Below are 13472 nucleotides of genomic sequence, written 5' to 3' on the forward strand. Positions count from 1 at the left end.
CCTGCCAGACAGGCCCTGTTAACCGTATATGGTTAGCGGGGTTTTCATGGTTATAACAAATCTGAACAACAGGAGGCAGACCGGATGGATGAATTACAGCAGGCCGGGCAGCGGCTGGAGCTCGCCACCTTTGCCGGCGGCTGCTTCTGGTGTATGGTCAAGCCGTTTGACGAGCTGCCGGGAATCATCTCGGTAGTGTCGGGCTATACAGGCGGGCATACCGAGAATCCGACTTATGCCGAGGTCGGGACAGAGACGACAGGCCATATCGAGGCGGTGCAGATTACCTTTGATCCGGAGCTGTTTCCGTACCGGCGTCTGCTGGATATTTATTGGCAGCTGATTGATCCGACAGACCGCGGCGGCCAGTTCATGGACCGCGGGCATTCCTACAGGACCGCCATCTTTGTCCACAGTGAGGAGCAGCGGGCAGCGGCGGAGGCTTCGAAGGCTGCACTTCAGGCAGAAAAACGGTTCAAAGGACCGGTTGTAACAGAGATTCTGCCTGCGGCACCGTTCTACCCGGCTGAAGCTGAGCATCAGGATTACTATAAGACGCATCCGCTGGATTACAAGCTGTATCTCAAGGGCTCGGGCCGTGATGATTACCTGGAGCGGCACTGGCAGAGGGGCGAAGACCGGGAACGGCTGCGTGCCCGGCTGACGGCCCTGCAATATGGGGTTGTCCGGAACAAGGGTACAGAGCCTGCATATGACAACGCCTATTGGGATGAATACCGTGAAGGCATTTATATTGATGTGCTGAATGGAGATCCGCTGTTCAGCTCGCTGGATAAATTCGATTCCGGCACCGGCTGGCCGTCCTTTGCCGCACCGCTTGAGCCGGGGCTGATCCGCCGTGAGGCAGACTTAAGCGGCGGGACAGCGCGGACTGTGCTGCGGAGCAGGTTAAGCGGAGCCTATCTCGGCCAGCTGCTGTATGACGGCCCGGAGCCTGCGAAGCTGCATTACCGGGTCAATTCAGCTGCGCTGCGCTTTGTCCCCAGGGAAGAGCTTGCGGCGCACGGGCTGGAGCGATACCTGGGGCTGTTTGCTTCAGGGGATGCCGCCCGGGGATAATCACCCGCCTGAAGCTGCCAGACACCAGCACATCCTATTCTCAAGGAAACCTGATTCTCTACTAAGAGATCAGGTTTCTTTTTGCTTTCTCTCAAAAGTTAAATAGATTGTCAGGCTGTGCTTTAAAATATGACAAATGCTGCGGTTTTTCCGGTAGACTTGCCAAATAAGGTATAATAGGAGATAAGCATTATTTTTTAATGCGTATACTGAAGGAGTGACTCAATGTATTCTAATCAGCAAAATGCAGGAGAGCGCCTTAAAATGATAGCCGAGCAGCTTGCAGAAGAAGTTACCTTGCGTCAATATGAACGCCAGCCTGAATTAAGGCAGCGCTTTGGTCCTTCCGGAATAGCCCGGACCAGGCAGGATTCCTTATACCATCTTCGTTATCTTGCACAAAGCGTGTCGCTGGAAAGCCCGCTCTTGTTCATTAACTATATTATTTGGCTTAAAGTACTGCTCATGCAGTATAAGATTACGGCTGAGGATCTGCGGATCAATCTGGAACTGATGAAGGATGCAATCACCGTCAAGGTAGAGCCGCCGGACAGAGAGCTGATCCTGAGCTACCTGGATATGGGTATGTATCATATGCGCGGGGAAGAGAGTGTGCCTTCGTTTCTGCAGCCGGATCAGCCCTATTTCCGGGAGGCGGAGCAATACCTCAGGCTTCTGCTGGACGGAGAACGGCGCCAGGCTGCGGAATTTATAATGAAGCTGTATGATGACGGCATGGCAGTCCAGGATCTTTACCTGCATATCTTCCAGCAGAGCCAATACGAAATCGGACGGCTCTGGCAGCTGGGGCAAATTACGGTCGCCCAGGAGCATTACTGTACAGCCTGCACCCAGAGCATTATCTCGCAGCTGTACCCCCGCTGGATTCAGGCGCAGAACGGCCGCAAGAGGCTGGTTGCAGTCGGTGTTGGTGAAGAGCTGCATGAAATCGGTCTGCGGATGCTGACAGACTTTTTTGAAATGAAGGGCTGGAATACCTTCTACCTGGGCTCCAACATGCCTGCTGAAAGCCTGATACGTTACCTGAAGGAGCAGCCTGCCGATCTGCTGGCTGTTTCGGTTACAATGACCTTTCATGTGTCTGAGGTCGTCCGCCTGATTCAAATGATCCGTAGTCATGCTGAGCTTGACGACCTCAAAATCATGGTCGGCGGAATGCCGTTTAATATAGACAGGGATTTGTGGAAAAAGGTCGGCGCAGACGGTTACGCCCCCGATGCCGGGAGCGCGCTCGACATCGCAGCACAGCTTGTTCCGGGTACCTGGAGCCAGAAGAACTGATACAGAAGGCGAGGTACTAAAATGAACGGCAGTGAGCAGCAAATCGGTGTTCTGAGGGACACGATTGAAAATCTGTCAGAACAGTTAATTGCAGGCAAGCATAGGGAAGAGCAGGCTTTGGCCGAGTTTTCCGCCATGAATAACGAACTCATTACGATGCACCGGCTGCTGGCCAAAAATAATGCAGAGCTTAAAGCGCTCAAGGAGGAAGCGGAAGCAGCCAACAGGGCCAAAAGCCTGTTTGTGGCTACTGTCAGCCATGAAATCCGTACACCGATGAACGGAATTCTCGGCTTAACCGAGCTGCTGGAGGCAGAGGACGTTACGGAAGAACAGCAGAATCACCTGCAGGTGATCCGGGAGTCGGCACAATATCTGCTTCAGATGATCCGGAATCTGCTGGATTACTCCAAAATTGAAGCCGGGAAAATGGAAATCAGCAGAGTACCCTTCAGCATACGGAAGCTGGTTGAGCATGCGTTACGGCTGCTCTCTCCTGCAGCGGCAAAGCGGGAAAATAGCTTATCCTATCAAATTTTGGACGGGGTTACGGATCAGCTGGAGGGAGATTCCCCCAAAATCATGCAGGTGCTGATTAATCTGCTAGGCAATGCGGTGAAGTTTACGCAGAACGGTAAAGTAGAAGTTACAGTGAGTCTGGTCTCTGAGGAAGCAGCACGCCAGCGTTTATGCTTTGAAGTAAGGGACGAGGGTGTTGGCATATCACCTGAGGATGTGGGCTCCCTGTTCCGGCCGTATTCACAGGTAGGCCAAGACGCGGAGCTGTCTGCCGAGGGAACGGGACTTGGGCTGTCCATCTGCAAGTCCATGGTAGAGCTGATGGACGGAATCATTATGGCGGAGAGTGTGCCAGGAGCCGGCTCGGTTTTCCGGTTTGAGCTTCCGCTGGACAAACCGACCGTCCTTCCGGAGCCGACTCCGGCTGGCGGGGCAGACTTGCCGGTGAGCGGCTTCAGCATACTGCCGGTGCTGGTCGCCGAGGATAACGGACTGAACAGTGCAGTGCTGCTGCGGCAGCTGCAGAAGCTGGGGGTGACGGATGTCCACCTGGTCGGCAACGGCAAAGAGGCAGTGGACGCCTGGCAGCGGCAGGAATACGGGCTGATTCTGATGGACAGCAGGCTTCCGACCATGAACGGTGAGGAGGCGGTCCGGACCATCCGCCGGCTGGAGGCTTCCGGGTCGAGGGTGCGGGTTCCGATCATCGGCGTGACCGGGGATGAAGGCGAGGAGAGCCGCGCGCAATTTATTGAGGCAGGACTCGATGACTGGACGGTTAAGCCGCTGAATCTGCAGACGCTGAGCAAGCTGCTGGTTAAATGGTACAGCATGAAGCCTTATATTCCCGTCCTGCAGGAGGAGACCCTGTCCGGCATCCGGGAGATGGACGAGGAAGACGAGCCTGAGCTGCTGCGTATGCTGATCGGGATTTTCAAGAAAGATACTCCGCAGCGGGTGGCTGCCCTGGAGGATGCAGCGTCCAGACGCGATCTGGCGGAAATGTCGGCAGCGGCCCACAGCCTGAAATCAGGCAGCCTGAGCATCGGGGTGCAGTATTTCGCCCATCTGTGTGCGGCGGTGGAACGCCATGCCGGAGCAGGGGAATTCGAGCTCGCTGTACGGCAGCTGCCGAAGCTTGCGCCTGCATATGAAGAAGCCTGCAGGGAGCTGGATAAGCTGCTGTAGAGCATGCGGCTGCAGGGAGCAGAAGGTACCGGTTACCGGGAACTTCTGCTCTTTTTGCTGGCGGCGATCATATCCGGGCTGCGGAAGAATAGGATATAATAGGGCATTTTCATGGCCAGGAGCATCGATGAACGCATGCCGCAAGGATCAGAATCAGATGGAAGCCGGTACCTCTTGCTAGGTATGGGCTTTTTCTAATACGCAGAAGCAGGTGACGCCCGTGCCGGAAAAAAACAGTACCGCAGTAGTTGTTCAGGGCCATTCGCTGACAATTGCGGAAGTCGTCAGAGTTGCACGTTATCACCATCCTGTGGAGCTTGGAGAGGAGAGCTGCCGCAAGGTGGAGCAGACCCGAAGGTATGTGGAGAAGCTGCTGCTGGAGAAACAGGTGGTGTATGGCCTGACCACAGGCTTTGGCAAGTTCAGCGACACGTACATCTCCCCGGAGGATACGCAGCTGCTGCAGCTTAATCTAATCCGCAGCCACAGCTGCGGAACCGGAGCGCCGCTTACGGAGGAGACGGTCCGGGCCATCCTGCTGCTGCGGATTAACGCCTTGTCCCTCGGCTATTCCGGGATCCGCCCGGAGGTTATCCGGCTGATGGCTGATATGCTGAACCGGGGCGTCATCCCGGTCATTCCGGAAAAAGGCTCGCTTGGCGCCAGCGGTGACCTGGCCCCGCTGTCGCATATGGCGCTGGTTCTGATCGGCGAGGGCGAAGCGTATGTTCAGGGCACACGCCTGCCGGGGGCAGAGGCGCTGGCGCAGGCCGGGCTTGCGCCTATCGTGCTCGAGGCCAAGGAGGGGCTGGCCCTGATTAACGGGACGCAGGTCATGACGGCGGTCGGCGCACTGGCCTGCTGGGATGCCATGAACCTGGCCGACTGGGCGGACTGCACGGCAGCGCTGGCCTGTGAGGCGCTGCTGGCAGTGCGGGACGCCTTTGACCCGGCGGCCCATGCTGTCCGGCCGCATAAAGGGCAGCAGCAGTCAGCCGGCAACATCCGGCACCTGACGGCTGGCAGCACGCTGATGACCAATCAGGGCGAGAAGCGGGTGCAGGATGCCTATTCCCTGCGCTGTGCGCCGCAGGTACACGGGGCGAGCCGGGATGCGCTGGCGTATATCGCCGGGAAGCTGACCACCGAGATGAACTCGGCCACGGATAATCCGCTCATCTTTACCGAACTTGCGCGGGTCATTTCCGGCGGGAATTTCCACGGCCAGCCTGTCGCGCTGCCGATGGACCATCTGGCCGTCTGTGCGGCGGAGCTGGCCAGCATTGCCGAGCGGAGGATCGAGCGGCTGGTTAATCCGCAGCTGAATGAAGGGCTGCCCCCGTTCCTGACGGAGAACGGTGGACTGCAGTCCGGCTTCATGATCGCCCAGTACACAGCCGCTGCGCTTGTGTCGGAGAACAAAGCACTAGCCCATCCGGCCAGTGTGGACTCCATTCCCTCCTCGGGCAATCAGGAGGATCATGTCAGTATGGGCACTATCGCTGCCCGTAAGGCAAGCCAAATTGTTGATAATGCCTATACCGTGCTGGCAATTGAGCTGCTGTGCGCGGCCCAGGCCCTTGATTACCGCGGTCCGCAGCAGCTTGGACGGGGTACGAAGTGGCTGTATGACCGCTGCCGGGAGCTGGCGGCCCCGGTGAAGGAGGACCGTGTGCTATCCGGCGATTTTGCTACGGTTGCGCAGTGGATGAAACAGCCCGGTGTGCTGGCCGGACTGTTTGCCAAGGTGACCTTTGACTCCTGTGTGGAGTAAATCCGGGGAACACCGAAGGAATAAGGAACGGAGGGAGAGCAGCCGTATGAGCCGTAATGAGGAGAGAATCTGCCGCGCCCCCAGAGGAAGCACGCTGCATACCAAAGGCTGGACGCAGGAAGCAGCACTGCGGATGCTGATGAACAATCTCGACCCCGACGTGGCGGAGCATCCGCAGCAGCTGATTGTCTATGGCGGCACCGGTAAAGCAGCCCGCAGCTGGGAGGCTTACGACGCGATTGTCCGGTCGCTGAAGACGCTGGAGAACGACGAGACCCTGCTGATCCAGTCCGGCAAGCCGGTGGCGGTATTCCGCACCCATCCGGATGCCCCGCGCGTCCTGCTGGCGAACGCCAATCTGGTTCCGGCATGGGCAACCTGGGAGAGCTTTCACGAGCTGGACCGCAAGGGCCTGATCATGTACGGGCAGATGACCGCCGGCAGCTGGATCTATATCGGCACGCAGGGTATCGTGCAGGGCACCTATGAGACCTTCGCCGAATGCGCCAGACAGCATTTCGGCGGCACACTAAGGGGGACGATCACGCTTAGCAGCGGCCTCGGGGGCATGGGCGGCGCCCAGCCGCTTGCCGTGACCATGAACGGCGGTGTGTTCATCGGTATCGAAGTAGACCGGACACGGATCGCGAAGCGGATTCAGTCCGGGTACTGTGATGCTGTAGCAGAGACGCTGGAAGAAGCGCTGGCTATGGCTGAGGCGGCCCGCAGCGCAGGCGCTCCGCTCTCCATCGGCCTGCTGGGCAATGCGGCGGAGCTGCTGCCGGAAATAGCGGCCGGCGGCTTTGTGCCGCATGTGCTGACCGATCAGACGTCAGCGCATGATCCGCTGAACGGCTATGTGCCGGCCGGCTTCACTGCCGAAACTGCAAGGCAGCTGCGCGGCAGCGACCCGCAGGCGTACATTGCCCTTGCCCGCGGCAGCATTGCCCGGCATGTTGAGGCGATGCTTGAGCTGCAGGGCAAAGGGGCTGTCACCTTTGACTACGGCAACAATATCCGGCAGGCGGCATACGATCAGGGCGTCAGCCGGGCTTTTGATTTTCCCGGATTTGTTCCCGCCTATATTCGTCCGCAGTTCTGCGAAGGGAAAGGGCCGTTCCGCTGGGCAGCCTTGTCGGGTGATCCGGAGGACATCTATAAAACGGATGCTGCGATTCTCCGGGCTTTTCCCGGAAATGAAGGCCTTCAGCGCTGGATTACTTTAGCCGGGCAAAAAATAGCCTTCCAGGGCCTGCCTGCCCGGATCTGCTGGCTCGGCTACGGCGAGCGGGCCGCGTTCGGCAGGATCCTTAACGATATGGTTGCTTCCGGGGAGCTGTCCGCTCCGGTGGTCATCGGCCGGGATCATCTGGACGCCGGCTCCGTGGCCTCACCTAACCGGGAGACGGAGCGCATGCTGGACGGCAGCGATGCCGTCTCCGACTGGCCGCTGCTGAATGCGCTGGTCAATACGGCCGCAGGAGCCGGCTGGGTGTCGATCCATCACGGGGGCGGAGTGGGGATGGGCTATTCGCAGCATGCCGGGATGGTGGTTGTCGCAGACGGCACGAAGGAGGCAGAGGCGCGTCTTGAGCGGGTGCTGACGGCAGATCCGGGTATGGGCGTGGTCCGGCATGCAGATGCCGGCTATCCGCTGGCCGCCGAAACCGCCAGAGCCCATGGCATCCGCATGCCCATGCTGGAGCCGGGGGAGGAGCAGCGGAATGATCCACATTGATGGGGCAGCGCAGATTGCCACGCTGGGCGGGGCAGGCATGAAGCCCAAGATTGGCAGGGAGATGGCAGAGCTCGGTCTGATTGAGGACGGGGGGATAGTCATTGAGGACGGGAGGTTTGTCTTCGTGGGCAGCAGCGGGGAGGCCAGGCGGTATGTGGAGCTGCACTCCGGGGGAAAGCCGGTCACGGTGCTGTCTGCTGCCGGGAAGACGGTGACCCCGGGCCTCATTGATCCGCATACCCATCTGGTGTTCGCCGGCTCGCGGGAATTCGAGCTCACGCTCCGGCTTCAAGGGGCTAAATATCTGGATATCCTGCAGGCCGGAGGCGGAATCCTCTCTACAACGGAGCGTACCCGCGAAGCCTCTGAGGAGCAGCTGATGGCCGAAGCGGAGCGGCGGCTGGACCGGTTTCTGGCCCACGGGGTGACGACGGTTGAAGCAAAGAGCGGCTACGGGCTGCGGCTGGCCGATGAGCTCAAGCAGCTTAGAGTGGCCCGTAGACTGAATGCGGTGCACCCGGTAGAGCTGGTGTCCACCTTTATGGGAGCGCATGCGGTTCCGCCGGAGTATAAAGGGAATGCGGATGCTTTTGTCCGGACGGTGATCGAGGAGATGATTCCGGCTGTGGCCCGGGCAGGGCTGGCGGAATACTGCGATGTGTTCTGCGAGGAAGGGGTCTTCACCGTGGAGCAGTCCCGTGAAATCCTGATGGCGGGCAAACGCTGGGGGCTGAAACCGAAGCTGCACGCTGACGAGCTTGTATCCGGAGGAGGAGCGGAGCTGGCCGCTGAGCTGGGTGCTGTCTCCGCCGACCATCTGCTGCATGCTTCAGCCGAAGGCATCCGCCGGATGGCCCTTAAGGGAGTAATCGCCGTGCTGCTGCCGGGCACCGCCTTTTTCCTGATGGCTCCGCCGGCCGATGCGCGTTCGATGATTGACGCCGGTGTGCCGGTCGCCTTGTCAACGGACCGCAATCCGGGCTCCTCGCCGACGGAATCGCTGCCTTTTATTATGAATCTGGCCTGCTTAACGATGAAAATGACCCCGGCTGAGGTGCTGACGGCCTGTACCCTTAATGCGGCTCATGCGATTGACCGTGCTGCGGATATCGGCAACATTGAGGCCGGCAAGCAGGCCGATCTGGTCATTTTCGATGCGCCCAATTATCAATACCTGCAATATCACTACGCGGTAAATTTAACGGATACGGTGCTCAAAAAAGGCAGGATTGTTATCCGTGACGGAAAGAGGGTGACGGCATGAGCGGGATGCAGGTGAAGGAACTGCGGATCAATGCGGCCAGGCTGCAAAAGAATATCGAAGCGCTGGCCCGGTTCGGGTTGAATGAAGCTACGGGAGGCCTGGACCGGACGACGTTCACCGCGGCTGAACTCGCTGCCCGCGAATGGCTGGAGGATCAGCTGTTCCGGCTGCAGCTGGAGGTTAGGGTGGATGAGGCGGCCAATATCTGGGGGCGGCGCAGCGGATCAGAGGATGCGCTTCCTGTCATTGCTTTTGGCTCCCATATTGATACCGTGCCGAACGGAGGCAAATATGACGGTGCGCTTGGTGTGCTGCTGGCACTGGAGGTGATGCAGGTGCTGGCGGATCACAACGCCGTTACCCGGCATCCGCTGGAGCTTGTGTCCTTCAGCGCCGAAGAGCCGAATCCCTTTGGGCTGTCCACCTTCGGCAGCCGTGCAGTTACCGGCAAGCTCAGCCGGGACGATCTCACAGATGTGCGCAACGGGCAGGGGCAGCTGCTGACTGAGGCGCTGCGGCTTGCCGGAGGGAACCCCGGACGTTTTGAACGGGCCCGGCGCAGTCCGGAGGAGCTGGCAGCATTCCTTGAAGTTCATATCGAGCAGGGTAAACGGCTGCTGGACCGGGCTGTCCCGGTCGGAATTGTGACCGCTATAACCGGTATTTACCGGGAGGAGGTAACGGTCTCGGGAGAAGCCAATCATGCGGGAACCACTCTGATGGAGGACCGGAAGGATGCGCTGATGGGCGCGTCCGAAATCATGCTTGCCTTTGAGCAGCTCTGCCGCGAGCATCCGGCGGATGAAGTGGTGGGCACCGTCGGCCGGATCAGCAATGAGCCGAACGCCGCGAACATTATCCCGGGGCAGACTGTTTTTCATCTGGAAGTCAGAGCAGCGCAGCAGGAGCAGAAGCGCTGGGTAATGGAAGCCTGGGGTGTGCAGGCTGCATCTATTGCAAAGCGCCGGGGGCTGTCGCTGGAGCGGCGGCTTATCCTGGATCAGCCGTCCCAGCCGATGGCCCCGCTGCTGATCCGGCTGCTTGCCGCCCAGGCCGGCAGGCTTGGCATCAAGACCTATCCGCTGGGCAGCATGGCCGGTCATGATGCCGCGCACATGGCGTCTCTGACCAGCGCCGGCATGCTGTTTGTGCCCAGTCTGGGCGGAAAAAGCCACTGTCCTGAAGAAGAAAGCCGGATAGAGGATATTGAACAGGCCGGAAATGTGCTGCTGCAGTCCATTCTGGCGCTGGATGTTGAACTGAGCCCATAACAGGCAGGGGGGAGCCGCTTGCGGACGTTATATTCGGCAGATGCTGTATACACGAAGAACCAGTTCCGGCCTGAACTTGCTGTACTGGTCGAGAATGGCCTGATAGCAGAGGTAGGCAGCCGGGAGGTGCTGCTGCAGCGGTATCCGGATATCCGGCACATCCGCTGGGATGGAAAAGCGATTGTTCCCGGCACGATCAACGCTCACAACCACTCTTTTCAGAGCCTGCTGCGCGGGATTGCTATAGATAAGCCGTTCCTGGAATGGCGGGATCAGGCGTTGTACCGCTATTCCCCGCTGCTGGATGAGCATGCGGTTTATACCGGCGCCCTGCTGGCCTTCGGTGAGATGCTGCGCTATGGAGTAACCACAGTCTGTGATTTCTTCTATGTCCACGGCGGAGGTACAGCGTATGATGAAGCCGTCATCCGGGCGGCGAAGGATCTGGGTATCCGCCTGGTATTCGCCCGGACGATGTATGATTGGGCCGGTGCTCCGGTGGCCTACCGCGAAACGGTTCCTGAAGCGGTGGAACGGACGAGGCAGCTGGCTGTGAAATACCAGGGCAATCCGCTGGTTACGGTTCATCCGGCTCCGCACAGCCCGCATGCGGCTTCCCCGGAGATGATCCGCGCCGGACACCGGCTGGCGCAGGAGCTGGATACGCCGTTTCACATCCATGTTGCCGAGGAGATGTTCGAGGTTGAGGAGATGCTGCAGGCCTACGGGCTTCGCCCGGTGCATTACCTGGATTCGCTGGGGGTGCTGGATGAGAGAATAATCGCTGTTCATCTGGTCTGGCTGGAGGATTCGGAGATTGAGCTGATCGGCCGGAGAAAAGGAGCTTTGGCCTACTGCCCGTCCAGCAATATGTTTCTGGCGGACGGGGTGACCCGCATTCCCGACCTGCTGAGGGCCGGTGTCAAGGTTGCGCTCGGTACAGACGGCGGCTGCAGCAACAACCGGATCAGCGTGTTTGAGGAAATGCGCATGTGCTCGCTGCTTCAGAAGGTTAGCCGCCTGGACGGTACCTGCATTACCGCCGGTCAGGTCTTTGAGATGGGCACTTCACGCGGGGGTGAAATACTGCGGCTGCCGCCGGTTCCCTGGAAACCGGCCAGTATGCGGATTTTGTTGTTCTTGATATCCATGACCTGTCACTAGCCCCGCGTCAGGAGCTGTTCGCCAACATGGTCTACGCCATGCAGCCGGGGGCGATTACAACGGTTGTTGTAGGCGGCAGGGTTGTGATAGACGGCGGAAAGCTGCTGACTGTACCGGAAGCTGCTATAGGCAGACGGGTGGATGAGCTGTTTGAAAAATGGGGCAGACGGGGATGAAATGGTTAATGAGCAGGTGCAGCGCCTGTCATTAACAGGGCTGCGGCTCTCCGGCGGAGCTGCTGCCCTGCCTGCCTTCCCGTTTCAAAAGTTCCGGTCTGCGGCTATAATCTAACTAGATCAGTTGTCCGCCCCGGGCGGAAGAAGGAGCTGCCATGTACATAAGATTACTAAATCCGGACGATGCGGAAGAATACCGCGGTCTGCGGCTGCAGGCGCTGCAGCTTCATCCGGAAGCCTTCCTCAGCACCTATGAAGCAGAGAAGGAAATGCCGCTGGAGGTTACCCGCAGCAGGCTCGAGCCTGCCGAGGACAAGTTCACCCTGGGCGGGTTCACCGATCAGGGGGAGCTGGCCGGCGTAGTTACTTTTATCCGGGAGAGCAGGGAGAAGCTCCGCCATAAAGGCAGTGTCTTCGCCATGTATGTGACTCCTGCGGCCCGCAAGCAGAAGCTGGGCCATTCCCTGATGAGTGAGCTGATCATGCGTGCAAGGCAAATTCAGGGACTTATGACGGTGAATCTGACCGTATTTTCGGACAACCAGCCGGCAAAGCGGCTGTATGCTGCACTCGGCTTCACATGCTACGGCACTGAGCGCAATGCGGTAAAGCTGGACGGGCGGTATCTGGATGAAGACCTGATGACACTGGAGCTGGGTTCAGGGGAGCAGGGGCATGAGCAGGATAGGCACATAAATGCCGGCCCGGTCATAAACTAAGCTGCCCGCCGCATAAATTGGGTCTATGAAATTCTGTCCTGACAAGAGGAGGAAATAACTTGGAGACTGCGCTGCTAGGCAGCTTTTTATCTGCAATGGCAACGGTGCTTGGTGCGGTACCCATTCTGTTCGTGCGGAGATTGTCCGAGCGCTGGAAGGATATACTGGTCGCTTTTACCGCGGGGATTATGGTATCTGCTTCGACCTTCGGCCTGATGCCGCAGGCGATTGAAGAATCGGGGATTACAGCCCTGACGCTTGGTCTGATCACCGGTGTGCTGCTGCTTGACCTTATTGAAAAAAATATTCCGCATATCGATGTCGAAAACAAACCCGGCTTTGCCAATATGGATTCCAAGGCACTGCTCGTCATGATTGCACTGTTTATCCATAATATTCCCGAAGGCCTTAGCACAGGCTTCAGCTATGCCAGCGAGGAGGCCAGTCTCGGTCCTATGGTGGCGATCGCGATCGGGGCGCAGAACATGCCGGAAGGTCTGATTCTCGCTGTCTTCATGATGAACTCCAAGTCTACCCGGTGGAAGGCGCTGGGAGTTGCCACGCTGACCGGACTTATGGAGATGGTGTCGGCAGTTGTCGGTTATTTCACAGCAAGCTCGCTGCAGCATGCGGTAGGCTACGGGCTGGCTTTTGCCGCAGGTGCGATGCTCTTCATCGTCTATAAGGAGCTGATTCCGGAGAGCCACGGCCACGGCTATGAGCGGCCATCGACCTATTCCTTTATTTTCGGGCTGCTGGCGATGGTTTATATTACGCAATTTTTCGGCTGATCCGGCCGGCAGAGCATCTGCATTGCATTTGCATCAGACCCGCAGAGCCGCTATACTGTACGCATTCGAAGGCTTAAGGTAGGGAGTGGACAGGATGGACAGACTTATACAGCAGGCTTCGTTATCTTTTGTTCTATTGATTCTTTCATATCTCAGTATGTATTACGCGTTACCCAAACGGACCTCTTTTGCGCGCTATAGTGTACTGGTACTGCTGTTGGCGAGCGGTGCTCCGCTTGCAATCCTGCTGGTGCAGGAGAGCCTCCGGGAGGCTGCCGACGCGAATATCGGGCTGGGTATGGCTTTCTTGCTGACCTGGGCGATTACGGGACTGGTGTTTCTGGTGTCACTGGTCTTCTGGATTCTCCGTTTACGGAAAAGAAAGTAGCCGAATTTAGAAAGGTTACCGGATTAACCCGGCTGTAGCTTAAAAAGAAGGCACTAATATCAGGTAAAAGCTCAAAACAGGCTATCCCCGCTGCGCAA

Annotated in this window: 13 protein-coding genes; all 13 read left to right on the forward strand. The window is 58.3% G+C overall.

Features of this window, described 5'->3' with window-relative positions:
- Positions 1-84 precede the first annotated feature (84 nt).
- The 13 genes from msrA (at position 85) to AWJ19_RS00990 (ending at position 13374) form a co-directional block, all read left to right on the forward strand.
- Positions 85-1080 carry a peptide-methionine (S)-S-oxide reductase MsrA gene (gene msrA / locus AWJ19_RS00940; RefSeq protein WP_068720754.1) on the forward strand — a complete coding sequence of 332 codons (996 nt, stop codon included), beginning with the start codon at positions 85-87 and terminating at the stop codon, positions 1078-1080.
- Positions 1081-1344: 264 nt separating this feature from the next.
- Positions 1345-2382 carry a cobalamin-dependent protein gene (locus tag AWJ19_RS00945; protein WP_241781549.1) on the forward strand — a complete coding sequence of 346 codons (1038 nt, stop codon included), beginning with the start codon at positions 1345-1347 and terminating at the stop codon, positions 2380-2382.
- A 21-nt stretch (positions 2383-2403) separates the two neighbouring features.
- Positions 2404-4089, forward strand: a complete 1686-nt coding sequence (locus tag AWJ19_RS00950; protein WP_068720758.1) for an ATP-binding protein — start codon at positions 2404-2406, stop codon at positions 4087-4089.
- Positions 4090-4309: 220 nt separating this feature from the next.
- A complete protein-coding gene (gene hutH, locus AWJ19_RS00955; protein ID WP_068720760.1) occupies positions 4310-5863 on the forward strand; it encodes a histidine ammonia-lyase in 1554 nt (517 codons plus the stop codon).
- A 46-nt stretch (positions 5864-5909) separates the two neighbouring features.
- Positions 5910-7601 (forward strand): urocanate hydratase, encoded by a 1692-nt coding sequence (hutU, locus tag AWJ19_RS00960; protein ID WP_082707635.1) that lies wholly within the window; start codon positions 5910-5912, stop codon positions 7599-7601.
- Positions 7588-8865 (forward strand): imidazolonepropionase, encoded by a 1278-nt coding sequence (gene hutI, locus AWJ19_RS00965; protein ID WP_068720762.1) that lies wholly within the window; start codon positions 7588-7590, stop codon positions 8863-8865. Before hutU ends, hutI begins: the two co-directional genes overlap by 14 nt.
- Complete coding sequence (locus tag AWJ19_RS00970) at positions 8862-10136, forward strand: Zn-dependent hydrolase (protein ID WP_241781550.1); 1275 nt, start codon at positions 8862-8864, stop codon at positions 10134-10136. Before hutI ends, AWJ19_RS00970 begins: the two co-directional genes overlap by 4 nt.
- Positions 10137-10154: 18 nt before the next feature.
- Positions 10155-11300, forward strand: a complete 1146-nt coding sequence (locus AWJ19_RS00975) for an amidohydrolase family protein (protein WP_277815773.1) — start codon at positions 10155-10157, stop codon at positions 11298-11300.
- 26 nt (positions 11301-11326) lie between these two features.
- Entirely contained in the window at positions 11327-11476 is a 150-nt protein-coding gene (locus AWJ19_RS36180; protein WP_241781558.1) for a hypothetical protein, read from the forward strand.
- The gene (locus AWJ19_RS35020; RefSeq protein WP_157889914.1) at positions 11451-11591 is read left to right on the forward strand and encodes a hypothetical protein; all 141 of its coding nucleotides are present in this window, start codon (positions 11451-11453) and stop codon (positions 11589-11591) included. Before AWJ19_RS36180 ends, AWJ19_RS35020 begins: the two co-directional genes overlap by 26 nt.
- A 40-nt stretch (positions 11592-11631) precedes the next feature.
- Positions 11632-12195: a GNAT family N-acetyltransferase gene (locus tag AWJ19_RS00980; protein WP_068720764.1), complete on the forward strand. Its 564-nt coding sequence runs from the start codon at positions 11632-11634 to the stop codon at positions 12193-12195.
- Between the two features lie 59 nt (positions 12196-12254).
- Positions 12255-12986, forward strand: coding sequence for a ZIP family metal transporter (locus AWJ19_RS00985; protein ID WP_068720766.1), 732 nt, complete (start codon positions 12255-12257; stop codon positions 12984-12986).
- 94 nt (positions 12987-13080) lie between these two features.
- Positions 13081-13374 carry a hypothetical protein gene (locus AWJ19_RS00990; RefSeq protein WP_068720768.1) on the forward strand — a complete coding sequence of 98 codons (294 nt, stop codon included), beginning with the start codon at positions 13081-13083 and terminating at the stop codon, positions 13372-13374.
- Positions 13375-13472: the final 98 nt, after the last annotated feature.

The organism is Paenibacillus sp. DMB5, assembly GCF_001517085.1.
Lineage (GTDB): Bacteria > Bacillota > Bacilli > Paenibacillales > Paenibacillaceae > Paenibacillus_AQ.